This is a genomic window from Rhizobium sp. Root1203 (assembly GCF_001424945.1).
Taxonomy (GTDB): domain Bacteria; phylum Pseudomonadota; class Alphaproteobacteria; order Rhizobiales; family Rhizobiaceae; genus Rhizobium.
Genome location: NZ_LMCW01000008.1, coordinates 112,144 through 137,709, shown reverse-complemented (window position 1 = coordinate 137,709; position 25,566 = coordinate 112,144). Strand labels below are relative to the sequence as shown.

The 25,566-nt window shown below is 59.1% G+C and carries 25 protein-coding genes and 6 pseudogenes; 14 read left to right on the top strand and 17 right to left on the bottom strand.

Translation table 11 applies throughout. The features are described from left to right. Positions 1 to 249 (bottom strand): annotated as a pseudogene (locus ASC97_RS35115) (hydroxypyruvate isomerase); the annotation flags it as partial. Between the two features lie 111 nt (positions 250 to 360). Then, a complete protein-coding gene (ltnD, locus tag ASC97_RS08600; RefSeq protein ID WP_057467939.1) occupies positions 361 to 1,278 on the bottom strand; it encodes an L-threonate dehydrogenase in 918 nt (305 codons plus the stop codon). Between the two features lie 174 nt (positions 1,279 to 1,452). Between ltnD and ASC97_RS08595 the strand changes: the two genes are divergently transcribed. From ASC97_RS08595 to otnC, 3 genes are read left to right on the top strand one after another with little or no spacing between them, the layout of a single operon-like run. Next, a complete protein-coding gene (locus tag ASC97_RS08595; RefSeq protein WP_057467938.1) occupies positions 1,453 to 2,451 on the top strand; it encodes a LacI family DNA-binding transcriptional regulator in 999 nt (332 codons plus the stop codon). A gap of 29 nt (positions 2,452 to 2,480) precedes the next feature. Continuing rightward, complete coding sequence (gene otnK / locus ASC97_RS08590; RefSeq protein ID WP_057467937.1) at positions 2,481 to 3,746, top strand: 3-oxo-tetronate kinase; 1,266 nt, start codon at positions 2,481 to 2,483, stop codon at positions 3,744 to 3,746. Further along, positions 3,743 to 4,387, top strand: coding sequence for a 3-oxo-tetronate 4-phosphate decarboxylase (gene otnC, locus ASC97_RS08585; RefSeq protein WP_057467936.1), 645 nt, complete (start codon positions 3,743 to 3,745; stop codon positions 4,385 to 4,387). The genes otnK and otnC overlap by 4 nt, the downstream gene beginning before the upstream one ends. Positions 4,388 to 4,856: 469 nt before the next feature. On the opposite strand, the pseudogene ASC97_RS36200 reads toward otnC, so the two are convergent. Together ASC97_RS36200 and ASC97_RS08580 are read right to left on the bottom strand one after the other, a co-directional pair. Next, positions 4,857 to 5,063 (bottom strand): annotated as a pseudogene (locus tag ASC97_RS36200) (hypothetical protein); the annotation flags it as partial. Positions 5,064 to 5,129: 66 nt separating this feature from the next. Continuing rightward, on the bottom strand, positions 5,130 to 5,618 hold the full coding sequence (locus ASC97_RS08580) for a hypothetical protein (RefSeq protein ID WP_057467935.1): 489 nt from the start codon (positions 5,616 to 5,618) through the stop codon (positions 5,130 to 5,132). A gap of 143 nt (positions 5,619 to 5,761) precedes the next feature. Between ASC97_RS08580 and ASC97_RS33815 the strand changes: the two genes are divergently transcribed. Next, positions 5,762 to 6,367: a hypothetical protein gene (locus ASC97_RS33815; protein WP_156390323.1), complete on the top strand. Its 606-nt coding sequence runs from the start codon at positions 5,762 to 5,764 to the stop codon at positions 6,365 to 6,367. Positions 6,368 to 6,689: 322 nt separating this feature from the next. Here the strand turns inward: ASC97_RS33815 and ASC97_RS32655 are convergent, their stop codons facing one another. Together ASC97_RS32655 and ASC97_RS36195 are read right to left on the bottom strand one after the other, a co-directional pair. Then, positions 6,690 to 6,902, bottom strand: a complete 213-nt coding sequence (locus tag ASC97_RS32655) for a helix-turn-helix domain-containing protein (RefSeq protein ID WP_244481420.1) — start codon at positions 6,900 to 6,902, stop codon at positions 6,690 to 6,692. 11 nt (positions 6,903 to 6,913) lie between these two features. Next, complete coding sequence (locus tag ASC97_RS36195) at positions 6,914 to 7,261, bottom strand: hypothetical protein (RefSeq protein ID WP_443216734.1); 348 nt, start codon at positions 7,259 to 7,261, stop codon at positions 6,914 to 6,916. Between ASC97_RS36195 and ASC97_RS08570 the strand changes: the two are divergent. The 3 pseudogenes from ASC97_RS08570 to ASC97_RS08565 form a co-directional block, all read left to right on the top strand. After that, positions 7,229 to 7,854: pseudogene (locus ASC97_RS08570) on the top strand (LysR family transcriptional regulator); the annotation flags it as partial. The gene ASC97_RS36195 and the pseudogene ASC97_RS08570 sit on opposite strands and share 33 nt — an antisense overlap. A 1-nt stretch (position 7,855) precedes the next feature. Next, a pseudogene (locus ASC97_RS33810) lies at positions 7,856 to 8,153 on the top strand (LysR substrate-binding domain-containing protein); the annotation flags it as partial. Between the two features lie 151 nt (positions 8,154 to 8,304). After that, a pseudogene (locus ASC97_RS08565) lies at positions 8,305 to 8,460 on the top strand (DUF982 domain-containing protein); the annotation flags it as partial. Between the two features lie 313 nt (positions 8,461 to 8,773). Here the strand turns inward: ASC97_RS08565 and ASC97_RS08560 are convergent. The 7 genes from ASC97_RS08560 to ASC97_RS08530 are packed head-to-tail and all read right to left on the bottom strand — an operon-like array spanning position 8,774 to position 16,293. Beyond that, positions 8,774 to 9,466 carry a hypothetical protein gene (locus tag ASC97_RS08560; protein WP_057467932.1) on the bottom strand — a complete coding sequence of 231 codons (693 nt, stop codon included), beginning with the start codon at positions 9,464 to 9,466 and terminating at the stop codon, positions 8,774 to 8,776. 8 nt (positions 9,467 to 9,474) lie between these two features. Then, positions 9,475 to 10,527: an ABC transporter ATP-binding protein gene (locus tag ASC97_RS08555; RefSeq protein WP_057467931.1), complete on the bottom strand. Its 1,053-nt coding sequence runs from the start codon at positions 10,525 to 10,527 to the stop codon at positions 9,475 to 9,477. 16 nt (positions 10,528 to 10,543) lie between these two features. Continuing rightward, positions 10,544 to 11,386, bottom strand: coding sequence for a carbohydrate ABC transporter permease (locus ASC97_RS08550; protein WP_057467930.1), 843 nt, complete (start codon positions 11,384 to 11,386; stop codon positions 10,544 to 10,546). Beyond that, positions 11,376 to 12,308 (bottom strand): carbohydrate ABC transporter permease, encoded by a 933-nt coding sequence (locus tag ASC97_RS08545; RefSeq protein WP_057467929.1) that lies wholly within the window; start codon positions 12,306 to 12,308, stop codon positions 11,376 to 11,378. The genes ASC97_RS08550 and ASC97_RS08545 overlap by 11 nt, the downstream gene beginning before the upstream one ends. 11 nt (positions 12,309 to 12,319) lie before the next feature. Then, on the bottom strand, positions 12,320 to 13,591 hold the full coding sequence (locus tag ASC97_RS08540) for an ABC transporter substrate-binding protein (RefSeq protein ID WP_057467928.1): 1,272 nt from the start codon (positions 13,589 to 13,591) through the stop codon (positions 12,320 to 12,322). Between the two features lie 40 nt (positions 13,592 to 13,631). Then, positions 13,632 to 15,233, bottom strand: coding sequence for an FAD-dependent oxidoreductase (locus ASC97_RS08535; protein ID WP_057467996.1), 1,602 nt, complete (start codon positions 15,231 to 15,233; stop codon positions 13,632 to 13,634). Between the two features lie 28 nt (positions 15,234 to 15,261). Next, on the bottom strand, positions 15,262 to 16,293 hold the full coding sequence (locus ASC97_RS08530) for a LacI family DNA-binding transcriptional regulator (protein ID WP_057467927.1): 1,032 nt from the start codon (positions 16,291 to 16,293) through the stop codon (positions 15,262 to 15,264). 106 nt (positions 16,294 to 16,399) lie between these two features. On the opposite strand from ASC97_RS08530, the gene ASC97_RS08525 reads away from it, so the two are divergent. Then, complete coding sequence (locus ASC97_RS08525) at positions 16,400 to 17,062, top strand: SGNH/GDSL hydrolase family protein (RefSeq protein WP_057467926.1); 663 nt, start codon at positions 16,400 to 16,402, stop codon at positions 17,060 to 17,062. Between the two features lie 470 nt (positions 17,063 to 17,532). Here ASC97_RS08525 and ASC97_RS08520 read toward each other — a convergent pair whose 3' ends face one another. Together ASC97_RS08520 and ASC97_RS08515 are read right to left on the bottom strand one after the other, a co-directional pair. After that, entirely contained in the window at positions 17,533 to 18,174 is a 642-nt protein-coding gene (locus tag ASC97_RS08520; RefSeq protein ID WP_057467925.1) for an NrsF family protein, read from the bottom strand. Then, positions 18,171 to 18,719: a sigma-70 family RNA polymerase sigma factor gene (locus tag ASC97_RS08515; protein ID WP_057467924.1), complete on the bottom strand. Its 549-nt coding sequence runs from the start codon at positions 18,717 to 18,719 to the stop codon at positions 18,171 to 18,173. Before ASC97_RS08515 ends, ASC97_RS08520 begins: the two co-directional genes overlap by 4 nt. A gap of 193 nt (positions 18,720 to 18,912) precedes the next feature. Here ASC97_RS08515 and ASC97_RS08510 point away from each other — a divergent pair, with 193 nt between their 5' ends. From ASC97_RS08510 to ASC97_RS08500, 3 genes are all read left to right on the top strand, one after another. After that, positions 18,913 to 19,161, top strand: coding sequence for a hypothetical protein (locus tag ASC97_RS08510; protein WP_057467923.1), 249 nt, complete (start codon positions 18,913 to 18,915; stop codon positions 19,159 to 19,161). Between the two features lie 70 nt (positions 19,162 to 19,231). Continuing rightward, positions 19,232 to 20,104 carry a cytochrome b/b6 domain-containing protein gene (locus ASC97_RS08505; RefSeq protein WP_057467922.1) on the top strand — a complete coding sequence of 291 codons (873 nt, stop codon included), beginning with the start codon at positions 19,232 to 19,234 and terminating at the stop codon, positions 20,102 to 20,104. Then, entirely contained in the window at positions 20,101 to 20,877 is a 777-nt protein-coding gene (locus ASC97_RS08500; protein WP_057467921.1) for a molybdopterin-dependent oxidoreductase, read from the top strand. Before ASC97_RS08505 ends, ASC97_RS08500 begins: the two co-directional genes overlap by 4 nt. A 2-nt stretch (positions 20,878 to 20,879) precedes the next feature. Here the strand turns inward: ASC97_RS08500 and ASC97_RS35095 are convergent. Continuing rightward, positions 20,880 to 21,064, bottom strand: a pseudogene (locus ASC97_RS35095) (hypothetical protein); the annotation flags it as partial. Positions 21,065 to 21,185: 121 nt separating this feature from the next. Continuing rightward, positions 21,186 to 22,082 (bottom strand): LysR family transcriptional regulator, encoded by an 897-nt coding sequence (locus ASC97_RS08495; protein WP_057467920.1) that lies wholly within the window; start codon positions 22,080 to 22,082, stop codon positions 21,186 to 21,188. Positions 22,083 to 22,179: 97 nt separating this feature from the next. On the opposite strand from ASC97_RS08495, the gene ASC97_RS08490 reads away from it, so the two are divergent. From ASC97_RS08490 to ASC97_RS08480, 3 genes are all read left to right on the top strand, one after another. Beyond that, positions 22,180 to 23,367 (top strand): MFS transporter, encoded by a 1,188-nt coding sequence (locus ASC97_RS08490; RefSeq protein WP_057467919.1) that lies wholly within the window; start codon positions 22,180 to 22,182, stop codon positions 23,365 to 23,367. A 247-nt stretch (positions 23,368 to 23,614) separates the two neighbouring features. Next, positions 23,615 to 23,854: a hypothetical protein gene (locus ASC97_RS08485; RefSeq protein WP_057467918.1), complete on the top strand. Its 240-nt coding sequence runs from the start codon at positions 23,615 to 23,617 to the stop codon at positions 23,852 to 23,854. A 190-nt stretch (positions 23,855 to 24,044) separates the two neighbouring features. Continuing rightward, complete coding sequence (locus ASC97_RS08480) at positions 24,045 to 25,340, top strand: SGNH/GDSL hydrolase family protein (protein WP_057467917.1); 1,296 nt, start codon at positions 24,045 to 24,047, stop codon at positions 25,338 to 25,340. The last annotated feature ends 226 nt before the right edge of the window (positions 25,341 to 25,566 follow it).

Genomic DNA, 25,566 nt, shown 5'->3' with positions numbered 1-25,566 from the left:
GAATTCCTCCTGCCGCGACGGAAGCGACGCAAGGCCGCGGTCTCCGCGCTCCCAATCCCCGGGCGGCATGTTGAAGAGCGCCTGCTTCAAGCCCGCAAGAGAAAGTTGCTCGAACACTTCGGCCGCCGGATAGTCGTACGGAAACAGATATTCGACAGCTGGGAAGCCGGCGTTAGCGGCGGCTTGAAATCGATCCAGGAAGGAACGCTCGCCAAACATCATGGATAGGTTTGCAGCAAATGTTGGCATTTCCTTAGTCCTCAGNCTGGGAAGCCGGCGTTAGCGGCGGCTTGAAATCGATCCAGGAAGGAACGCTCGCCAAACATCATGGATAGGTTTGCAGCAAATGTTGGCATTTCCTTAGTCCTCAGGTGCCATGCCAGGAAGTGTCAGACCAGTAATCTGCGCCAGGAGACGCGCAACCGAGCTATCATCGTCGCGGCCCATTCCCGCGGCTTCAGTCATGATAAACAGCTGAAGTGCTGCAGCCGTTACCGGCAGCGGAAACTTCTGTTGCCGCCCGATGTCAGACACTATGCCCAGATCCTTCGTGAAGATCGAAACAGCGCTATGCGGCGTGTAATCACCGGCAAGCACATGCGGCACGCGGTTTTCGAACATCCAGCTGTTGCCAGCGGATTTGGTGATGACTTCGAAGACCCTGGAAATGTCGAGATCGAGGCTCTTTGCAAAGGTAATCGCTTCGCAGGCGGCCGCTATGTGAACGCCGGCAAGAAGCTGATTGACGATCTTGAACGCCGAACCAATGCCAGGCTGCTCGCCAAGTTCGTAGACGGTGCCGGCCATGGCGTCGAGCGCTGGCCGTGCCGCTTTAAAAGCAGCCGGCCGCCCCGATGCCATGAAGGTCAATTCGCCAGAGTCCGCCTTCTTGGAGCCGCCGCTGATCGGCGCATCGAGGTAAAGAAGGCCCGCAGCCTCAACCTTTGACGCGAAATCTCTTGCTTCCTTCGGCGCGACGGTGGCGCATGACACGATGACGCTGCCAGGCTTGAGTGTCGAGACGAGCCCGTTTTCGCCAAAAAGCACAGTCTCCGTCTGGGCGGCGTTGACGACCACTATAAAGGCGATAGCTGCCTCTCCCGCAGCTGACGCAACACCGTCAGCAACCTTGCCGCCATCCACCTCGAACGCCTGACGCGAGGCGGCATTGACGTCGAAACCCACGACATTATGGCCCGCGCGCAGTGCCGACCGAGCCATCCCGATGCCCATTGAGCCGAGACCGATGACAGCAATTTTTGAAATTCCGGTTTCCATGCACTCTTCTTGAAATTTTACCATGCACAGCTGGGAAACAAATTCTCAGCGCTAACATAACTCAAAACACAGTGGCTTGCGCCGATCAAGAGATAATGTTAGCGCTGAGATAAAAGAATGCTCTATTCACTCTTCTCAGGTCCATATGTCGGTGAGACGGGAAAAGGAACCGGAATGCAGGCTGAGACACCGACACTGGATGACGTCGCCCGGCTCGCCGGGGTAAGTGCCAATACAGCGTCGCGGGTGGTTCGCAACAAAGGTTCGATCGCCGCCGCCACTCGGGAGCGGGTGCATGCCGCGATCGATACGCTTGGATATGTGCCGAACCGTGCGGCAGGGTCACTCGCGTCCTCGTCGTCAATGATCATCGGCGTCATTTTGCCGTCCCTGAGCAACATCGTCTTTCCCGAAGTTCTGCGGGGCATTCATGCGGGACTAGCCGGCACGCCATATCAGCCGATGATCGGAGTGACAGACTACGACCTTGGCAAGGAGCAGCAGCTTATTTCTTCACTCTTGGCCTGGCAGCCCGCCGCTATCATAACCACGGGTTTCGATCATACCGATAGTGCAAGGCGCATGCTGGAGGGGAGCGGCATACGCGTCGGCGAACTGATGGATATCGACGGAACTCCGATCGATATCGCGGTTGGCTTGTCCCATCGCATGGCGGGCAAGGCTATGGCGCGGCGACTTATCGAACGCGGCTATACAAAGGTGGGCTACGTCGGCCATGACTGGACCGATGACCGCAGAGCCAACGCCCGTTATCTTGGCCTATGCGAAGGGCTTGCTGAGGCCGGGCATACTCTCGCCGCGGAAGAACGAGGCCATGATGCGAGCTCGACACGCGCTGGCCGTGCAGCGCTGGCAAAGCTTCTTGCTCAAGACGTGAAGCTCGACGCCGTGGCATTTTCCAATGACGATATGGCCGTCGGCGGCTTCATGCATTGTCTTGCCGGGGAGATTTCGGTGCCGAACGAATTGGCCTTGATGGGCTTCAATGGTCTGGAAATCGGCCAATCCTTACCCAAGCCGTTGTCGACAATTCTTTCCAATCGCTTTGCGATTGGAAAGACGGCAGTCGAATTGCTGCTTCAGGCTGGCCGCTCGTCCGATCCCCAAATTATCGACACCGGCTTTTCCCTTTTAGACGGCGCCACCACCTGAGCGGCGCTGCACAAGATGCAGGAGATCTTATGTTACTGGGCGCAATTGCTGACGATCTAACCGGCGCGACCGATCTTGCCCTGACGCTTTCACGCGAGGGCATGCGCACCATACAGGCGATCGGAGTACCATCGACCAGCCTGGATCTTACTGACGTCGATGCGGTCGTTGTCGCGTTGAAGTCCCGTACAACGCCGGCTTCCGATGCGGTCGCCCAATCACTGCAGGCGCTTGCCTGGCTGAAGGAAATGGGCGCGCAACAGATTCTCTTCAAGTATTGCTCGACGTTCGATTCGACGCCGGAAGGAAACATCGGCCCGGTAACGGACGCGCTGATGGAAAAACTCGGTTGCGAGACGACAATCGTGTGTCCTGCATTCCCTGCAACAGGAAGGACGATATACAAAGGGCATTTGTTTGTCGGAAGCGAGCTGCTGTCCGAAAGTCCGATGCGCAATCATCCGCTTACCCCGATGACGGATTCGTCCCTCGTGCGCCTCATGACAGCGCAGTCGAAGCACAAAGTCGGTTTGATCGAATATGGCGTTGTCAGGCAGGGTGCATTGGCAATTCGCGATGCATTTGCGAAAGCCCGGTCTCAGGGTGAACAGGTGCTTGTCGTTGACGCTGTCACAGATCAGGATTTGCGACTGGTCGGAGAGGCGATCGCCGACCTTCCGTTGATCACCGGCGGCTCAGGTATTGCGATCGGGCTGCCCGAGAACTTTCGCCGCAAGGGACTGCTGTCGGCCCAAGAACATTCCAAGCAATTTTCTGCGCCACAGGGCAGAGCCGCCATCCTCGCCGGCTCATGCTCGCAAGCCACCCGGGGGCAAATCGAGTTTGCCATCAGGGCAGGGATGCCAACCATGAAGCTTGACCCGATGAAGATTTCGGAAGGGCGAACCTCACCGCAGGAGGCGATCGCCTGGGCGATGAGCCAGGGAGGCAAGGTGCCCCTACTCTATTCAAGTGCGGATCCAGCGGAGGTCGTTGTCGCCCAGGAAAAGCTTGGCAGGGCCGCCTCTGGCGAACTCATTGAACATTTTCTGGCGCAGGTTGCGATCGGTTTACGCGCAGGCGGTGTGAGGCGCTTGGTCGTTGCAGGTGGCGAAACGTCCGGGGCCGTCGTTAATGCTCTGGCACCGTCGGCCTTGTTCATCGGTCCCGAAATTGATCCGGGCGTTCCCTGGACGTTGACCGTGGGCGAAGGGGAGCAGATGGCGCTGGCGTTGAAATCCGGTAACTTCGGGACTGCAGATTTCTTTGTGAAGGCTTGGGAGTTTCTCAATTGACAGCGGTTGTATCCGAAGAAACACGACTGCGCGACGAGATCGTAGAGGTCGGCAAATCCCTCTTCGACCGAAGCTTTACGTTCGGTTCGACTGGCAACATCAGCGCACGGCTTTCCAACGGTGATCTTCTCATGACGCCGACAAACGCCTCACTCGGCGCGCTTGATCCGGGCAGACTGTCGCGCTTTTCCGCTGAGGGCGTCCATGTCAGTGGCGACAAACCCACCAAAGAAGCATTTCTCCATCAATGCATGTACTGCGAACGCAGGAAGGCCGGCGCCGTGGTGCATCTGCACTCGACCCATGCCGTCGCGATCAGCATTCTGGACGGGCTCGATGAGCGCGACTTGCTGCCGCCCCTGACCGCCTATTACGTTATGCGTGTCGGCAAGCTGCCGCTCGTCCCATATTATCCGCCCGGTGACAGTGCATTGGCCGAGGCCGTCCGGCGAGAGGCTGCGGGAAACCACGCTATGCTCCTTGCAAATCATGGCCCAGTCGTTGCCGGCGCCACCTTGCGGGAGGCGCAATACGCAACGGAGGAACTGGAGGAAACGGCGAAACTGTTTCTGATGCTGCGCGGGGAAAAGATTCGGCCGTTGACGGCGGCGCAGAAAGACGAACTTGCAAATAGGGCGTGAGTGTCGTTCAGAGTTCTGTGTCGACGCATCGCCTGGGCGATCATGACCCGCAACACGAACTTTAGGACGGTCGTCGCGAACAATCGCGACGCCGCGCCACGGGCGGACGATTTCTTTCGGCACCCGCCGGTGGACCTCTCTTAAGTGCCCTGTCGAAATTTCAAATAGAGGGCGACCTGTCCGCCGTAGTTACCAGGCAATCTATGCGGGATTGCAGTCATGTTGCCTCGCGGACTCCTACATCGTAGCCCTCCCTATAGAAGCTCCACCAACACTTCGCTTTATGGAAACGTAAACTTCAGCACGACATTCGACGGTGACAACTACGCTTGGAATGCGAAGGCAGGCTTGCGGGACATTTGGTAGGTACGCAGAACGGTCGTCTTATAGACACGTGGCCATACGAGGAGGGGGAAGCCAGGAATACAATCGTTTGTGGCACTTCCGCCCGCCATCTGCAGGCTTTGTTTCAATGTAGATTTCGTCTTCCTCCAGGCGGACTGGCCAGCCCCAAGCGGTGAACAGAGAAGCCGCGCGTCCCAGAGTGGCGACGACCTGCAAGAGGAGGGCGCTCCTTTCGTTCATCGAAGGTCTTCGACGCCCGCCTGAACGAGGAAAGGACCGCCGCCTTCTTGCACATATTGCAATGACAGTATCCCGAGTGCGGGGGATCGCCATCGAATTCGTAGCGGCAACGCCCGCATAGACAGCCTCCAGTCCAACGCGGAGCCGTGGCCCACTCCTAGCGCGTCGCACCAAAAACAAAGGCGAGCGCGGCGACGATGGCAACAGCCGCGATCGGCCGCTCGCGAATCCTGCCTTCGACGTCCTGCACAAAGCTACGGACTTCCGACTGGGCGAGCGACGTCGCACCGGACGCGACTTCGGATGCGGTCTCGGCGATGTGATCGACATCTCGGCGAAGCGCGCGCAGGCTATCGCGACGAGCGTCGGTCCCATCGACGGAATGGCGGCCTTCTCCCGTCGACCGGAGCGCCTGCTCCACGAGCGGAAAGTCCTCATCCGTCGCCGATTGCTTCCGCACACGGTCGGCCTCGTCGGGGTCGGTTCTGCCGGCTGGAACGGCAGTGGTGGTGGCGGATACCGGATCCGACGCAGGGAAGCTGTCTTCAAGACCGGTGTCGAGATCGCCCTTCAAAGCCCGTTCGCGCTGCTCGGCCTGCTCGATTTGAATGGATCGTACTGCTGGGGAGTCCTTCGGGTCTGGCATGGTGGTCCTCCAATGTGTTGATAAGAAAGACCAGGGAGGCTCCGAAGTTCCATGCGCTCGGGGTAATGTGTGAAAGGAGCATTTTTTGCCGCTAACTTTTTCTTCCGTTCGACGTTGTACCCCACAATCGAAGAGAGAGTATCATGTCATCTGAGGCCGCCGCAGCGGGAGATTTCCTTTGTGTTCTTCCGGCAAGACCCGCGCAGCTTGGTCTCGCCGTTTGCGGCTCTAAGCCAAAGCGGAGTCATACGGTCGAAACAATCCTGTGGCTTGAACGGAGCTTTTTGCAGTCAACGCAGCTGGCGACTTGCTTTCAGCAATTTTGCACAGATCGGTTGACGGTAGATGCGGCCGATCCATTCGTCAACGGTTCGCTCGGAGCGCCTGCCCAATGGAACTTTCTCGGCGGTGGCCAGTTCGTTTTTTTATATGAAAGGAGCCCAGCGATGAGCGATCCCCTGGACAAGCGAACGAACGCGCCGATGCCGTCCCCGACTTGGAAGCCGAGCCCCCCGGAAATGGAACTCGAACCGATACCGTTGCCGGATCAGTCCGTCGGATCCTCTTTGGATGATTCCGACCAGTCTCCGCACGACAAGGGCCGCGTACCGCCGATTCCGAGCCGCGATGAGGCCAATATAAGCTCTGATGATGCTTTGCCCGAAGACAGTGAGGAGGAGATTCTAGGCGACGACCCGGCGCGCGAAAAGACCCGCTTCGACGAAGAGCTTCCGAAGAGCAGTCGGTAGGACCATCGGGTCTATCCTGTCCAGACGAATTTCTGTCTTCTCCTTGTTCTTATTTTCAATTTGCCGATCTAGCGGTTCTGCAATCGACTAGCGCGGGCACTGGGAGATTTTTCGAAAGGAATTTGGTTCAAGCCCACCTCATGATCCAGCCGATCACACCGCGTCGGAGCCAAATTTGGACGCCGGTGGACAGAAGTAGCAGAATCGCATCGGATCGCGGGACTCGCCCAGGCATACTTGGGCGCCCGTGTTGAGAAACCCGCATTCCGCTGGTTCCATAAATGGGGTGCGACTCCAGTGATTTGGACGCTGGGGTATTCGTTCAAAGAGAAGGATTAGGAATTGCGGACTGCTCACTTTCGGCGCGACGCATAAGCTCGTAGGGGTCGACCCCGATTGCCCGGCTGATCAGCAGAAACTCAGCGGCATCCAATCGCCGCTCTTCCGTTTCGATCTTCGATATTACTGTTTGCCTTTGTCCGATGCGTCTTCCCAATTCCAACTGAGTAACATTTTTCTTTCTCCTCGCCTCCACGAGAAGTTCAATCAGTCGTCGATAAATAACGCGATCCAATGATGACAATGTGGAGTGCCAGTTGAAATTTCACCGGCAACTCCGATAAATTCGATTTTCAAATACCCCAAAATAGGGTATTTCTCTGTCTCGATCGCGAAGTGATATGTTCGAGGGAGAACAGCCTTTATGGAACTGCGCCAACTCTCGTACTTCAAGGCAGTGGCCGAGGAACTGCACTTCGGCAGGGCGGCAACGAAGATGAGGATCGCCCAGCCGGCGCTGAGCAACCATGTGATCTCGCTGGAGAAGCCGAGGAACTGCACTTCGGCAGGGCGGCAACGAAGATGAGGATCGCCCAGCCGGCGCTGAGCAACCATGTGATCTCGCTGGAGAAGGAGCTCGGTTGCGCGCTCTTCATCCGCTCGACCCGAAAGGTCGAACTGACAAGGGCAGGGGAGACCTTTTACGAGCGCTGCGTCAGGATCCTGAGCGACGTCGACCTGACCACCGAGCTGACCCGGGCGGCCGGCGGCAGTCGCATCCGCCAGATCCGCATCGGCACCGTCTATCCCGCCACCATGGGCATGCTGCCGACGTTCCTGGCAAAGATCGCCCGCAAGTTTCCCGATGTCCGCATCCATATCTCCTCCGGCAACACCGGTGACATCATCCGCAGCCTCGAGAGCGGCCAGATCAATCTTGGCTTCATCCGTCCGGTGGAAAATATCGGTTGCCTCCGGTTCTGCTCGATTGCCCATGAACGCTACCATCTGGCGGTGGCCCGTTCCAATCCACTGGCGAGCCGCGAGGAGATCACCATCGATGATCTGCGCGACCAGAAGATCATCGCCTTCAACAGGCAGAACCTGTCGTTTACAGAGCGCTACTTCAATGAGAAGTTCGAGGAATACGATCTGACGGCTAATATCGCCTACAGCTGCGACGACACCTATTCGCTGGTGTCACTGGTNACCTGTCGTTTACAGAGCGCTACTTCAATGAGAAGTTCGAGGAATACGATCTGACGGCTAATATCGCCTACAGCTGCGACGACACCTATTCGCTGGTGTCACTGGTCTCGGCCGGGCTTGGCATCGGCTTTGCGCCGGAATGGACACTCGATCTTCCCAACCGCGCCTTCGAGCTGAAGAAGGTGAGGGGATCGACTTCCGGATCGGGCTTGGTGTCGCCTGGAGCAAGGACGATCCAACCGCATCGCGCGACGACATCATCGACATCGCCCGGTCACTCGCACGGTCGGGGCGGTGATGTAGGACTTTGATCAACCGCGCGCCGGGCCAGATCGCGACCCGTCTCCGCGAGATCTATATCGAGGAGGGACGCAAGGGGGCCGTCTGAAGCTGACAACGATCGGAAATACTTTCCCACCGACTATCTTGCCGGCCAATATAGCAAAAACATCGAAGTGGAACGCGCTGCGGAGGTTCGCGGTGTAGTGTACGCCTATCGGCATCTCGTCGAATGGCCGGTGTCGTTGAGGGAAGCCGCTCACGCGGTCGCGCTCAAGGCACGTGGTGCCGCGCTGTGCGGTGAAATCGAAGCGGAGACCGCGCGACGCCCTAAGTCAATCGCCGGCTCCATAAATTGTCATTATCTGTTGCGATTCGAATAGCATGGAACGAAGCCGCGATGTTCATCATGAACGCATTGCAGAAACGGCCAAGAACCTTTCCGTGGGGTTCGATATACCAAGATGGCTCGGCGACATCGTAATTGTATTCATCCCAGCAGCGCTTCAGTTCGTTTAAGCCGGCTCGGCGCGCTAACGGGATGCGGGAGAAGAACTTTCGATCCTGCAGTCGATTGTCGAAGCCAACGACCGGATGAGACTGGCTGCGGAGTAAAGCGGCGGCCAAGGGCTGCGCAGTTTAATGCTGCGCCGCGGCGACAATCGGCTGTACTGCCGCTCTCATACTCGCCGGCGTCGTGCCGGTGACGACAACGCCGAGGAGGGGAGCCGCAATACCCGCATCCCTCAGCTTCGTCATATCATCCGGTACGAACCGTTTCTGGCTTGGGGCGATGACCGGAAGACTTGCCTTGCTCGTGATCGCCCGGTAGCGGGCAAGATCCGTCTCCTCAAGCGGCTTCCCGTAGTCGGCGAAGGAAGCCACCGAAGCTTCCATCATGGCACCGGGAATGCCGAGAATCCTCTGCAGGTCCTCATCTGTGCTCGCCTCTCCAAGCGCCGGAATGGGCCGGAGCCTCGATTGCAGAAGATGCGATTGCATGTCGCTGAGATAGATGTTGAAACCTTCGAATCCGAGAGCGGCGAGCGCGTCCATCTCCCGTGCGTCGGGAACCTTTTCCTGTCCGGCCATGACGAGTAGCGGCACGCCGAGGGTTGCAAGATCCTCGAAAAACGGCTGCTCCTCGGCAAAGCTGCCAAAGGTCGTGCCGGTAGCGCGATGATATGCGTTGAGATGAACCTTGATCGCGAAAGCACCCGAATCGATGGCAGCCTTGGCGAGATCGAGATCGTGACGCGCGAGTGAGACGATGACGGGGAATTCAGCGTTTCGGAGGGCCCTGGTGAGCCTGGTTTCTGGATAAGCCGGCATGGAAAGCCTCAGGTCAGACGCGGTCCGCCATCAGCGGCGAAAAGATGGACATTGGTGAGTTCCGGACGAACGCGGATCGTCGCACCGGACGGGAGCGAAATGCGCTCGCGGAATACGCCGGTGACCTGTGTTTCACCGAGCAACATCGTCACTTGCGTTTCCGAACCCATCGGCTCCACAAGGACAATCTCTGCCGGCACGCCAGCATCGTCGAACGTGAAATGTTCGGGTCGGATCCCGTAGACGGCCTTGCGGCCGTTCAATCCTGCTGCTGTCTGCGGCAGCGGCAAGACGACGCCTGGTGCGGCAAATCCCTTATCGGTGATTGCGCCGCTCAGGAAGTTCATGGATGGCGATCCGATGAAACCGGCCACGAACTGATTGGCCGGGCGATCGTAGAGATCGAGCGGAGCGCCGATCTGCTCGACCCGCCCGGCATTCAAAACGACGATCTTGTCAGCCATGGTCATGGCCTCGACCTGGTCATGGGTGACGTAGATCGTCGTGGTCCTGAGTTTCTGATGCAGGCTCTTGATCTCGGCGCGCATAACCACGCGCAGCTTGGCGTCAAGGTTCGACAACGGCTCGTCGAAGAGAAAGACCTGCGGATTGCGGACAATCGCCCGGCCCATGGCGACACGCTGGCGCTGACCGCCGGAGAGCTGGCGCGGATAGCGACCCAGAAGTTGGGACAGGCCGAGGATGTCTGCTGCCCAGCTCACCCGTTCGGCAATCTCTGTTTTGCTGGTACCGCGGTGTTCAAGCGAGAAACCCATATTGGTTGCAACCGTCATATGCGGATAGAGCGCGTAGTTCTGGAACACCATGGCAATGTCGCGATCCTTCGGGTCCAGATCGTTGACCACACGCCCGCCGATCTGGATCGTCCCTCCGGTAATTGTTTCAAGTCCGGCGATCATTCGAAGCAGGGTGGACTTGCCGCAACCGGATGGGCCGACCAGCACGACGAATTCGCCGTCACGGATACCAAGATCCGCACCATGGATGATGTCCAGGGCGCCATAGCTCTTGCGGACACGGGAGAGGGTAACTTCAGCCATAGGAGAAATCCGGTTTTTAGCCTTTGAGGCCGGTATGCGCGAGCCCTTCGACGAATTGCTTCTGCGCGATGATAAAGATGATGAGAACAGGCAGGGCCGTAAGCGTCGCCGCGGCGAGCTGGATGTTCCACATCGGCCCGCCATAGGCGTCGGTATATTGAGTCAGCGCCTGAGGCAAAGTGAACTTGTCGGCGCTCGACAGGAAGACGATCGGTTCCAGATAGAGGTTCCAGGAATGCAGGAAGGTGAAGATCGCCACCGAGGCGAGCGCGGGTCTTGCAAGCGGCAGGGCAATTTTGCGAAAGATCTTGAAACGTCCAAGGCCATCGACGCGTGCGGCCTCTTCCAGCTCAACCGGCAACGTGACGAAAAATTGCCGCATGACGAATGTGGCAAAGACACTCGGCGTACCAAAGATCGGCACGAGGATCAGGGGCCAATGGGTGTTGACCATGTCGGCCTTTAGAAACATTTGGAAGAGTGGCACGATCGTCACTTCCGAAGGGATCAGCAGGCCCAGCAGAACGATCATGAAGATCGTGTTGGCGAAGGGGAACTTGATACGCGCGAAGGCGTAGCCTGCCATCGAGGAGACGATCATCGTGCCCACCGTGACGATGGCGGCAATATAGGCCGAGTTCCAATATTGCTTCACAAAAGGCTGCAGCTCGAAGACCTTGCTATAGGTCGTCCAGTCGTAGCTTTGCGGCACCAGTTGCGGCGGAAAGGCGAACACATCGCTGATCGGCTTCACCGAGGAAGTGACCATCCACCAGGTCGGGAAGACGAAGGGAATAAGAAGCACGCACAACAGCCCATAAACAAAAACCTTAATGCGCGGCGAGATCTCAGCTTTCATAGAATACGATCCTTTTGCGCAATTGCCATTGGGCGAAGGTTAAAATGGCGACGATCAGGAAGAGCAGGATCGACAGCGTCGAGCCGTAGCCGAAGAAATGGAACTGGAAGGCCTGCTGGTAGAGATAGTAGACGAGCACCGTCGTCGAAAGACCAGGCCCGCCCTGTGTCAGCACCGCGATCTGGGCGAAGACCTGCAGAGACCCGACGATGGTAATGATTGAGGTCAGAAGAATGGTCGGGCTGATCAGCGGCAAGGTGATGCGCCGGAACTGCTTGAAGCGCGGAGCGCCATCGATACGGGCCGCCTCATAAAGTTCGTTCGGCACGCCCTGGAGAGCTGCCAGGAACAGGATCATGTTGAGTCCGACATTCTTAAATACCTGAACGACGATCACCGAGATCATTGCGGTGGTTTCGCCACGCAGCCAGTTCGGCCCCTCGAGCCCGAACAGCTGGAGCATGCCATTGATTCCGCCATTCTTCTGCAACAGAAATCCCCAGACGATCGTCCAGGCCACCAGCGACACCACGACCGGCGAGAAGAACAGGGTCCGAAAGATGGTGATGCCGGCAAGCTTCTGGTTCAGCAGTACCGCCAGCAGCAAGGCCAACGACAGGTTGAAAATCACTAGCCCGGCCGAGAACATCGCGGTCGAGCCGAGCACCTGCAAGAGGTTCGGGTCGTCGATCAGCATCTGGTAATTCTGCGCGCCCGTATAGGTGAACGTATTGGCGAGCACATTCCACTCGTGCAGCGAATACCAGAAGACGAGGCCGAGCGGGATCAGCACAAAGATAATAATCCCGATCAGTTGCGGCGCGATGAACAGGAAGCCAGCGAGGCTGTCGCGCCGCGCAACCGTCCAGAACGGCGCCGAGGAGCGGCCTTCCGGTTTTGCGTTGTCGTGTGCGACAGCCATCAATTGTCTCCTCAGCGCTTGAGCAACGGGCCGATCTGGCCGCATATCGTCTGCAGCGTGCCGGCGATATCGGCATCGGGACGCCAGACGGCGTCGAGGCCTGAACGCACGGTCTGCTGGATCTGGGCAAAGCCCGTGTGGCCAGGAATAACCTTCCCGCTCTCAATGCCGGCGATGACGACCTTGTCGATCTGCTCCTGGCTGAGCAGCGGGTTGGTCTTCTTCAGTACTTCCGCATTGAGCAACGACTTGCGGGCCGAGGGGAAGAACTGGCTGAGCTTGGCCGAGTTTTCCGGGTTCGTCATGTAGGCGATAAACTCGGAGGCGGCCTTGGCATTCTTGCCCGACTGCATGACGCCGATACCCGCTTGGCCGATCAGCGCATAGTCACCGGCAGGTCCCGTCGGCAGCGGCACGAGATCCCAAGAGAAGGGCTTGTCCTTCGGCAGGAGCGATGCGCGGCTGATCTGGGTAATGGTCATTGCGGCATTGCCGGCAAAGAAGTCGACGTTTTCACCGGGGCCGGGGATCGCCTTCTTGGCAAAGATCGCATCGTGGATGAAGGTCAGCGCATCGACCATCGGCTTTTCCGTCATCGTGCAGGTCTTGCCGTCGGCACTCCAGGGCGCCGCGCCAAAGCCGCTCCAGACGGAGGCGAGGTTCTGCCAGATCTGGTAATTGAAGTCGCGAACGATTAGGCCGCCCTTGCCGGTCTTACCAACCGCCGAAGCCGTTGCGATCGCGTTGTCCCAGTTCCATTCGCCGGCGGCGATCATCTCGCCGGGTGTCTTGGCGCCAGTGGCCTTGATCACGTCATTGTTGACGAAGACTGCAAAGGGCGATGTGGAGAAGGGATAGGCATAGAGCACACCGTCCTTCTGCCAACGCTCGGTCGCTGTCGCGCTTACTTCGTCGAGATTGTAGCCCGGTGTCGCCTTCAGCGTATCGGTGAGTGGATAGAGCGCGCCTGAATTGACGAAGTCATAGGCAGTCGTCTCGAAGATCCAGGCCATATCGGGTGCATTACCCCCGGCGATCTGCGTGGTGAGCGCGGTCGTATAGGTGTCGAACGGCAGCGACTCGAAGGTAACGGTGACGTTCGGGTGATCCTTCTTGAAGTTGGCTGCGATCTCGTTGAAGAGCTTCAGATGCGGCTCTGCCGCACTCCAGATGGTCATCCGCAGGTTAACGGCATCCTGGGCGGCGGCGATACCGCTCCAGGCAAGCGGCAGGGTCAGCGCAAGCGCCGCCAATGCCGATTTTATTCCTTTGTTCTTGTTCATTCCCGTTCCTCCTCCACAGTTGGGTTGCCCTGAAGCCTTCTCAGTAAGCCGAGATAACCGGCCAGCGGATTTCAATGCCCTCTCGCACGATTTCCTGCTGGAAGTCGTGGAGATGCGCGTCGTTTTCTTGGACCTGATGGGGCTTGAGCCCCTTGTCGAGGCAATATGCGGCGAGCATGCCAGCCGCTTCGCCGATGTTCCATTCGACCGGGTGTAGGCGGTAGCAACCGTTGGTGATATGGGTTGTACCGATATTCTTGCCGGCGGCGATCAGGTTCGTCATGCGCTGCGGCAAGAGGGCTCCGAGGGGGATCTCGAAGGGGCAGGACGGGACGTCGATGTAGTTGTCCCCCCCGGTCGAAGGGTGCAGGTCGATGCGGTACATGCCGATACCGACGCTGTCGCGGTAGTTTACCGCGCCCTTATCGCCGCGCACCGCATGGGAGAGATCCTGTTCGGCGATACGGGTGATCGGCTTGATGCGGCGGCTTTCACGGATGTAGGGGGCCATCGCAAGGCCATGCTCGGTTCCGGTGACGTCCCCGCGCAGTCGCAGGCCCCGATAACCCTGGCCCCCATCGATGCGGGGCGCTTCCGTCTGCAGCCAATAGAAGACCGAGTAGGAAAGATCCGCTGCCGACTTCAGATGCCGCGCCTTTTCTTCGTCCGAGACGTCTATGATCGTTCCGTCCATATAGTCGATCATCGGCCAGTTCACGAAGCAGATGTCGGACTGATAGAAGTCGGGCTGAAAATTGTGTCGCGCCGCGATGCGGCGGAAGAGCCAGAGGTTTTCATCGCCACCGCCCTTGCGTTGATCGGCATCGACCAGCAGCGGATCGTCATTGACATTGGGCGTGAAGCCGCGCGTGGTAGATTCCAGCGTGCGCGGGTGGGGCGCAGTAAAGCCGAGCAGCGGACCTCCCCAGAAATGTGGCTGGTATTTGCGCCAGTAATCGTAATTCTCAGGCTTGTCGATCGTCTGGTCGCCATCGACACAATCGACTGCAAAGCAGATCGAGACTGCCTGGACATTGTCCGGCTGGGCCTCGGAAGGTGCGCTCGGTTCGCCGGTATCGGACTGCGCCTCGAAGCCTTTCACATACTCCGTGCCGGTCATCGGTAGCAGGTCGCCGAGCTCGCTGGCGTCAAGGACATAGTCGGCCGAGATGACGATCTCGCGGCCCGTATCGCGGTGGCGAACGGTAACGAGACGCACGCTGTCACCCTCGACATCGGCAGCGACGGGACGATAGGGCTGCAGCACACGAAGACGGCCGGCGCCCCGATAGGGCATCAGCATTGCTTCCAACACCGCTAGACTGACGCGCGGCTCAGCGCAGATGCGGCTCACCCAGCCGCCGCCGGGATTGAGGTCACTCCATGCACGGGCGCCTTCGGTCAGCGGATAATGGTCGCGATAATATTGCCGCACGCCGTTGCGCAGCTTGCGATAAGAGCGGGTGATGCCGAACTGTTCCACCCAAGTATGCTCATCGGAAGGCACAGCCTGACTGGTCGACTGACCGCCGATCCAGTCGAATTCCTCGGTCATGATGACGCTCTTGCCGGCTCGGCAGGCGCCAAGGGCAGCCGCCACGCCGCCAAGGCCACCGCCCACAACCAGAATATCCGCTCGCATCTCTTTTGCCGTCATGTCTGTCACGCTCTCAGGTCCGTTTCGTTACTGGTCCGAGGGTTTGACCCTCGACCGGCTTGCAGGTCAGAAGAATTTGTTCGACAGGTGCGGCATCTTCGATTCGGCGCACCAGCATTGCGGTCGCCTGCCGCCCCATCTCCTCGCGGGGAATGTTGAAGGAGGTAAACTGCACATGGCTGCGCTCGGCCCGCACATGGCTGCCGAGCACGACCACGGAGAAATCGCCCGGAATGGACTGGCCGCGCTCGCGCGCCGCCGCTTCGACGCGTACCGCATCGGCCAGTTCGACGAAGAAGACTGCACTCGCGCCGCTCGCGACAATCGCATCGAGGGTTTCGGCGGCACCCCGACCAACCTCATTCACGTGCAAAACCAGTTGCGCACTTCCGGTGATCGCGTCCGAAAAACCGCGCCAGCGGTCAACGACGGATTCGGCCGATCCGTTCGGGCCGATGAAGGCCAGCCGGTCATGACCGAGCGCACGCGCTCCTTCCACCAGGGCCCGCGTGCCGCTCGCGTAATCGCCGCCGACGTAGGGAACAGGTCCGCCTGCGTCCTCACGTCGGCCGATCGCCACAAACGGATAATCCCCTGTGACAAGCCGTTTCAGTTCGGCACGATCGAATTCACGACCCAGGACAAGACAGCCATCGGCGATCCGTAGGCGGTTGCCGTCGGCAAAAATCTTGCGCTCACGGCCGATGCCAGCGCCCGTCAACAGCAAAAGGTCGTAGCTCCGCGACTGCGCTTCCTCCTCGATGCCCAGCAGGAAGGGCGCAAAAAAGTCGGCCTGCTCACTTGGAAAGGCCGGCTCGTAGGTAAAGACACCAAGAATCCGATTGAGGCCCTTGGCCATGCGTCGGGCGATCGGATCGGCCACATATCCGGTCTTGCGAATGACCTCCTGGACACGCTCGCGGGTTTCCGCGGGGATGCGCGCCAAGGCGGTCGGAGCGCCGTTCAGCACAAGGGAAACCGTCGCTTGGCTGACGCCGGCCAGTTTCGCGATATCGTGCTGTGTCAAGCGCTTAGTGCCAGCCACGTCGCATCCTCCCTTTCTCCTCTTGACCGCTAATGCGTATTAGCAGCTAATACGTATAAACATAATCTGCCTTGCTTCTGTCAAGCGCCAAGATGTGAGAAAATAGATGACATTTGCACAGCATTTGAAAATGCAGGGGATTTCCGGAATTCGCGTCTTTGGCGACAGCATCACCACCGGCCTCAACGCCAGCCAGCCGCATCTGTCCTGGCCGGCGCTGTTTGCTGCTGAAGTGGGAGGACTGCCTCTCCACAATCTCGCGATTCCGGGAACCTTGCTTCAAGGGTCGCCGTTTGCCGATGGCAATGAACGGCCGGGAAACGGTGTTGGACGCTTTTCCGAGGCATTGCTGGCCAGTTCGCATCGAGATGCGATCCTCATTCTTTACGGCTACAACGATGCCCGCTACACCGCCTCGTCCGACACCGTGAACGTGGCAAACTTCGGCGCAGACTATGCAAGAATCCTGGATAGGTTGATTGAGGCAGGTCATGCGCAACGGCTTGCGATTGGCAGTCCGCCCTATATCCCCGAGGCAGGGTTGTCAGTCGGAAGCCCCGGCTTCCACGGCCAGACACGCGAGGGTTTTGAAGCCTACGTCCAGTCTGTCCAAGCGTTGGCAGAGCGTTTTGGTATCTTTTACGCGCCAGTCTACGAACAAATGAAGGCACACGGCGATGGTGAGCTTTCTTCTCCCGATATTACGCATCCAAACGATCTCGGACACCGGGTGATCTGCGACGTCTTTTGCAATGCACTCCGTCCGTGAGTTGGTGTTCCGTCCCGTGCGGGCGGCGCAAAAGCGATAGAGGTACATTTCAGTTCCACAATAGAACCCACGCAACAATAATCGAATTTTCACGCGCTTAAGGGCGTTTCATTTTCTTGACTCCGGTTCGTATCCCATCAAGAAGACCGCAAGGCATTCACCTGGTGCTTTGGCCTACGCTGGTATCCGTGCCTTGCGCCAGACTAGTTTGGGCGAGCACCGCCGATGGGATGGACCGCGGCGTGGGAAACCGTATTTGGCGTGATAGCCTTGCAGAGTGGCGCGTCATTTCAAATGACGGTCCCCGTTTCATTGGTGCGGTAAACGACGTGTGCGAGCATATGCCGGATCGCATCGGCAGAATGTGGGGCGTTCTCGCGCCTGTAGTGCGGGTTCGTTACAATGATGACGAACGGCGGCACTTTTTTGCTCAGACGGAACAGGTCAGGCTCAGGATCGTATGTTTTTAGCTACCAGCGCAGCAGCCGGCGCGCCGTAAGCGCTCCGATGAGGCCGCACAAGCCGATGCCAAGTGTATACCAGAGTGCAAGAAACGGCAGGCCGTTTTCTGTACAGCCCCAGGAATAGGTCCAGGCTCCGACTGCTCCTGCTGTCATGCCAGCGACGAAGCCAGCCAGCCCGAGATGGGTTGGAGCGGCGCGGCGCAGGAACCAGATATTGGCGGCGAAAACCGGCAGGGCTGAAGCCACGATGATCAGCGGGCAGAACCAGTAGGAGCTGCCAAAAATCAATGCCGGGTAGTCAGTGGCCGGAGAAACATGCAACTGCCAAAGCCCCAGCGCGACAAGGACCACGTAGATGGAAAGGGCGGCCATACCGCAGGCCATGGGAACGCCGCCAGGCCGGGCAACGCTTATCATTGCACCAATTCCGGTTGCAGCAAGAGCCAGTGGATAGAAGGATTTTATCCAGAAAACCGGTAGATGCAGCGCCAGCGACAGGTCGGGCCTCAGGCCATGGGCGATCAGGATCAGTGCAGCAGAAAGCACCAGACCGGACGCGAGCGAAAAAGCAAGCCCCCGCTCGAGTGCGCCGGCCGAAACCGGTTGCAGATCACGTGCCAGAGCATCGATGAGGTCATCGGTCTTCACTTGCCTTCGCCTTTCAGTTTCGCCGCCATTGCCTGTATGCCGCGGAACACGCCGATCTTGACGGCCGCCTCGCTGCGCCCGCTGCCCGCTGCGGTCTCCGCAACGGAACGCCCCGTGAGCCTCACGTCGCGGATCATCTCGCCTTGCCATGCCGGGAGGGCCGCAAGCAGCCGCTCGACATCGAGGCTCGCCGACACCGCATCCTCACCCCGATCGCTCGCCATTTCCTCGATCGCTTCCAAACCGAGATAGGATCTGCCGCCTGTCCTGCGGTGATGATCCACCAGCTTGTGGCGGGCGATCGCGAAGAACCACGCCGTAAAGGGCCTGTCCCGATCATAGGTGATCCTCCGCTGATGCAGGGCCAGCAAAGTTTCCTGGACGAGGTCCTCGACATCAGCTGCATCCGAGCCGTGGAGCCTGCGCCTGTAGTAGCTAGCCAACAGATTTCGCAGTATTTCGAGCAGACAGCGGTAAGCCGGCTCGTCGCCACCAAGGGACAAGAGCATCAGGGTTTTCAGCTCTGGCTCGGTCAATTGCTTCATGTCTTCGAATGCTCATACGGCCGCGTGAAGAAACGGTTACACACGGGCGAAAAGAAAAACGAGAAACCTGCGGGCGTCAAAAATTTCGCGATCACATCGGCGTGATGTTTGTAACCATCGCAAGGCCAGCACGAAGGAGCCGATGTGACCGTCGTCGCATAGAGCGGCGCGCACCCAACCTGGGAGAACCAGCATGACCATCCGTCCTTTCGTCGCCATCACGGGCTCAGTCCTTTTCGGCCTTTTCCTTGCTGCCGGCAGCGCCAGCGCGCAAACCAGCACCGACACAATGAAGAAAAACGACACAATGAAAATGGATAGTATGAAGACGGACAGCATGAAGATGAGCAAAGGCAAGTCCGACTGCATGCACAAGGCTGGCATGGAAAAAGATAGCATGAAGAAATCCGCGATGATGAAGAACTGCGACGCGATGAAATGATATCGAGGCCCCCGCAATCTGAAGCGCTTGCGGGGGCCTCGCCGTTTGGCAAAATCTAGGTGAGAGCTCCATGGACGCACCTGACCAGACCACCGGCAGAAAACACCTGCTGATCCGCCGCCACAGCCTAACCGTACGCCTGTCGCACTGGCTTAACGTGCTATGCATGACCGTGCTGCTTTTTAGCGGGCTGCAGATATTCAACGCCCATCCGGCGCTTTACTGGGGACAGTACGGCGCTGACGCCGACCCATCCTTCGTGTCCATGGAGGCGGTCGACGAGGACGGTGCCACCCGGGGTGTTACCCGAATCGGCCGCCTTTCCTTCGATACGACCGGTGTCCTTGGCCTGTCGAATGTCGATGGCGAGCCGACGGCTCGCGGATTTCCCGATTGGATGACGCTGCCGAGCTACCAGGATCTCGCAACTGGGCGGCGATGGCACTTCTTCTTCGCCTGGCTGTTCGTGATCAACGGCCTGGTCTACGTTGCATACGGTTTCCTTGCCCGCCATTTTCGGCGCGACCTTGTGCCCACGAGGGACGAGCTCGCTCCGGCGCACCTTGCCCGCGATATTGCCGACCATGCCCGGCTGCGCTTCCCAAAGGGCGAAAAGGCGCGCCACTACAATGCACTGCAGAAGCTGGCTTATCTTCTGGTGATCTTTGTCGCCCTGCCTGTGATGATTGCAACGGGCCTAACCATGTCACCGGGGTTTGATGCCTTCGCTCCATGGCTGCTCGACCTGTTCGGCGGCCGCCAATCAGCCCGGACCCTACATTTCATCACCGCCAGTTCGCTGGTCGCCTTCGTCGTCGTCCATGTCATAATGGTGCTGGTCTCCGGCCTCTTCAACAACATGCGCTCGATGATCACCGGTCGCTACGCCATCGAGACGGAGCCGCAAGTAAACACCGGAGCGAACATGGAGGGTAAGCCATGACCCGCCTCATGACCCGCCGCCGGTTCCTGATCGGCTCGACGCTCACAGCATCAGCGCTCGGGCTCAGCGGATGTGACGCGCTGGTCGAGAACCCGAAGGTGCAGTCGGTGCTGAAGATCGCCGAGGGACTGACGATGAAGACGCAGCGCCTGTTGATCGGCGACGATACGCTGGCGCGCGAATTCAGTGTTGCGGATATCTCGCCGATATTCCGCGCCAACGGCACGAGCATGCCGGATAGTGCACAGTACCAAGATTTACTCGGCCGACAGTTTCAGACCTGGCAGTTGCAGGTCGGAGGACTGGTCGAACGACCGGCTTCCTTCTCGCTTTCCGCGTTGAAGTCGATGCCGTCGCGCACCCAGGTCACTCGACACGACTGCGTCGAAGGCTGGAGCGCAATCGGCCAGTGGAGAGGCGTGCCGCTCGGCGCGCTGCTGCATCAGGTCGGCCTCAAGCCGGAAGCGCGCTACATCGTGTTTCATTGTGCCGACGAATACGAAAAGACCCTTGATGGCAGCGGCTGGTATTACGAAAGCATCGACCTCATCGACGCCTTTCACCCCCAGACCATCCTCGCATATGCGATGAACGGGCGCGATCTCGAAGTGCCCCATGGCGCACCGCTTCGGCTGAGGGTCGAGCGGCAACTGGGCTACAAGCACGCGAAATATCTGATGCGGATCGAGGTGGTTGCCAACCTCGCCAGCCTTTATGGTGGCAATGGCGGCTTCTGGGAAGACCGCGGCTACGAATGGTACGCGGGAATTTGAACTTTCTGGCGTGGATCAAGACGGGCAACGAAAGACTGGTATTCTCCCAGTTTTGAGGCGAGCTCCGTCTGCGTAAGATTTGCGCCCATACGCTTGGCAATCAGCAGCGCAATCAACGCCTTTGTCGTTCACTTCCGAGGGTTTTCGCCACGGCTGTCACCAATCTAGCAATGTCGAGTCCAGTCATGGCAATCTCTCCATGGCTCCTCCCATGCGGTTCCTAACAACACCGCAAACGGGGCACATGACGATGCCGGCAGACGAGCCGTCCACAGCATCAATAGGAGGCGCTTGTTCTGCGAGCTATGCTATCGCGGTCTATGCCGAAAGGCATCGACGAACGCCGAGAAGGGTGGCGAGGGATTTCGACGGCTCGGATAATAGAGGTGATAGCCTTGGAAGGTCGGGCACCACTCCGAGAGAACCGGCCGCAGTCGTCCGCTTTTGAAATGTTGTAGAACGAGGTCCGTGGGCACGTAGGCGAGACCGATGCCGTCCACTGCAGCGTCGATTGCAGGCGCGATGTTGCTCAAGGTCAGCTGGCCCTCCACCCGCACGTTGAACTCACGGCCCTCCCGTTCGAATTCCCAGGCGTAGAGCCCCCCGGACGTTGGAAGTCGCAGGTTGACGCAGTTATGGTCTGTCAGATCCTGCGGGATTGCCGGAGGCGTGTGCCGCTCCAGGTAGTCGGGCGATGCGACAACCGAATACGACACGTCGGGCCCTACGCGCACGGCCACCATGTCGCGGGCGATGGCCTCGCCGAGCCGCACCCCGGCATCGAACTGCCGCTCGACAATGTTGGTGAAACCGTTGTCGACAACGATCTCCACCGTGACGTCGGGAAAATCCCGCAGGAACGAGGACAGCCGACGCTGGAACACGAGCTCGACCGCGTCATCGGGGCAGACGATCCGGACGGCGCCGGACGGTTTGTCGCGTAAAGCGCTGATGGCGCTGATCCCGGCGGCGATACTTTCGAAATGGGGTTGAATGCTCTCAATCAGACGTTCTCCGGCGGCCGTCGGTGCCACATCCCGCGTGGTACGGGAAAGAAGCCTGATGCCCAGCCGCTCCTCGAGCGCGCTGACCGTGTGACTGAGCGCCGAGCGCGTAAGACCGAGCTTGGCGGCGGCGCGCGTGAAGCTCCGCTCCTTGGCAACTTCCAGGAATGCTCTCATCTCAGTGAACTCATCTCGTCGCATTGGTGAATCTCCTTCACATACACATGCACATTGTAGCTTCTAGTGCACGTTGCCTCATATGGCTATCTAGTGGGGCAAGCAGACAGGAGAGCGCGGAATGGCCATCGAGCTGACAGTGGACGAGATGATTTCTCCCGAAATGGCGGAGACGCCATGGGCTGCCGTGATATGCCTGTCACTCCTCACCTTCCTGTTGGTCGGATTGGAGTTCCTGCCAGTGAGTCTACTGACCCCGATCGCCCGAGACCTCTCGGTGTCAGAAGGACAGGCCGGGCTGGCCATCACCATGTCAGGCGTCTTCGCGGTTCTCACCAGCCTCATCGGAAATGGCCTTCTGTCGAAGGTGGATCGCAAGGCGGTGGTGCTGCTCTATACCGGGATTCTGGTCATCTCCAGCTTGGCTGTCGCTCTCGCTCCCACCTTCGCCGTCTTCCTGGCAGGCCGGGCGCTGATCGGAGTGGCAATTGGAGGTTTCTGGTCGTTGTCGACAGCCATCCTCGCCCGTCTGGCCTCGAAGTCAGATCTGCCGAAGGCGATCGCTCTGCTCCAAGGCGGTACTGCGCTCGCCGTCGTCATCGCGGCCCCTCTCGGCAGCTTTCTCGGAGGACTGATAGGTTGGCGTGGCACCTTCCTGATTACAGTTCCAATGGGACTTGCCGCGCTGGTCTGGCAATTTGCCATCCTGCCGAAGATGCCAGCGACGGCAACGGTATCGGTGGAGAAAATCTTCGGGCTTCTGCGCAACCGCACCTTCGCCATCGGTATGGCGGCAACTGGCCTCGCCTTCATCGGCCAGAACTCGCTGTCAATCTACCTCCGCCCATTCCTCGAAAGCGTCACTGGACTGGAAGTGAACGCCCTCTCCATCGTGCTACTCGGCCTCGGCCTCGGCGGCCTAACTGGTACGACCGTCATCGGTTTCGTCGTCCGGCGGCATCTCGCAACTCTGCTGATCGGATTGCCAGGTGCGCTTGCAATCATCGCCCTTCTGCTGATCGCTCTCGGCCCATACGCAGCAGTCACGGCTTTCCTGCTCGTAATGTGGGGCTTCTTCTCCACCCCCATTCCGGTGGCCTGGAACACATGGATGGCGGCGATCATTCCCGGAGACCTGGAGGCGGCGGGCGGACTGCAAGTCGCGTTGATCCAGCTCGCAATAGCGGGAGGCGCTTTTGCAGGCGGAGTGCTCTTCGACAATGCGGGATGGTGGAGCCCGTTTCTCTTGGCTGCCTGCCTTCTCACAGGCTCCACATTGCTCGCGGCTCTTGCCAGCCGCCAAACCTAAAAAACCTCCGAAATTTCGACACCAGGGGGACATCATGTCTACCGCGTTGGGCGAGAAAACCGAGGAGGGGCCTGACGCGTGAAGACAGTGGGGCCGTCTTGGCCGATATGGGCGTGGAAGGTTTCCCAGTCGCCCGAGCTCAAGGGGCCCAGCACTGGCACAAGGCGGCCGGCCGCGCTATCGGCGTGCACGGTAAAGCTAAGACGAGGATAGGTGAAGCATAAGAGGCGGTTGTATTGACCCGGATATGGTTGACAGGTTGTTCGCCGGTGCCAGCGCCTTCGTCTGCCTCGATATCCGCGAGGTTTCGCGTGGCGCGCTTATTGAAAGCGCATCCCTCCGTGTTAGCTGGAACGCTGGTGTCGAGCGGTTCACCCATCGCGTGCCAAGGCGTGCCTCTGACCTGAATACCAATCTGTTGACCATGGACGGCGTCATACGGCAGGCGAGCGCAGCGGTCCGAGAATCCTCCCGCTCGACCGCGTAGATAACACTTCCATTTCGCCGGCAGGGTTGGTTTCAGCGCGCCTAATTGGTCCTTGAATTCATAAATGGTGTGAAAGTCGGCACACTATATCACCGCCTCCTCAGGGTCTATCTCTATGTCCGAGGCACTGCGATGCAACCCGGATCGCCCAACGCGCGCTCTGCTCGTGAACAAGAGGATGGAAACAACAATGCCGCTTGAAATACACCGCGTCACCTCCGACGACATTGGCAGTCGGAGGTCCACTCTTGCCGGCAGGCTTGTGGGCGCGCTTGCCCTGACAGCCATGCTTTTCGGCGCCGCGCCGGTGACCGCCGATGACGGGCGTTGGGTCGGCACTTGGACCGCCAGTCCACAACCCATCTGGGGAGCGGATTTTGCGTTCCCCACAAAGATCCCGGCTACGGTGAAAGACCAGACTTTCCGGCAGATCGTTCGAATCAGCCTCGGTGGTGCGCGGCTGCGCTTGGTCTTTTCCAATACCTATGGAGACGGGCCTTTGACGATTGGCGCCGTGAGCGTCGCTCCCGCCGGTCAGCAAGGAACGGTATCGTCGTCGGCTATCCGAATGCTTACTTTCGGCGGCAAAAGGAGCGTCGCCATACCGCCTGGCGCGCCGGCCGTAAGTGATCCAGTGGACATGGCCGCCGACGACCAATCGCGCCTTGCGGTTTCCATATTTCTTCCGGGGGAAACTCGCTTGTCCACTTTCCATTGGGATGGACGCCAGACAGCTTGGTTCGGGAAGGGCGATCTCACTCTCGCGGGGGACTTTCCGGCTACTGAAACGACCGATGCCCGCGTTCTTTTGACGGACGTGCTGGCCGACACCCCGAACCACGGCGCGGTTGCCGTCATCGGAGACTCCATTACCGATGGTAACGGAGCAACGGTCGATGCCGATGCGCGCTGGCCCGACTTTCTTGCAAAACGCCTCGCGCCCCGGCACGTCGCCGTGCTAAATGCCGGTATTTCCGGCGCCCGCCTGCTTGAGGACAAGATGGGTGTGAACGCCGCTGCCCGGTTGGATCGGGATGTGCTTTCGCAGCCCAACGTGAGGGCGCTCATTGTCTTGATCGGCATCAATGATATCTCGTGGCCTGGCACCGCCTTCGCTTCGCAAGCAAAGCGGCCGAGCGCTGATGCAATGATCGCAGGCTACAGGCAGCTCATTGCCCTGGCGCGCGCGCGCAACATCCGGGTCATCGGCGCGACACTGACACCGTTTGATGGCGCTCTCTCCGGCACTCCGCTCGACGGCTACTACGACGCCGACAAGGACGCACTGCGTAAAGAGGTTAATCGCTGGATCCGCGAGAGTGGTGCCTTTGACGCGGTGGTCGATTTCGATGCGCTTCTTCGTGATCCGGACAACAATGCCCGCATCGCTCCCGCTTTCGATTCCGGCGATCACCTTCATCCCGGTGACAAGGGCAATATGGCGATGGCCGAAGCGATCGACCTCGAAACGTTGCTCGGCCACTGACAAAGGAAAGGACAACTCCATGGACTATCGTTCTCCCGGCTGCGTCGGCCTCGAAGTTCCTGTCCTAAGCTCTCGCCCGGGCACGTTCGGTGGCAGCGGCCCCTTGTTGTCTATGCCCTGGCGATAGCACATCGAATGGACGAAGTCGGCGCGGAGTCCGACCCGCACGATGATAAAGACCCAACAGAAAAAAGTCCGGTGCTCCGCAGGCTAAAGAACAAAGCCC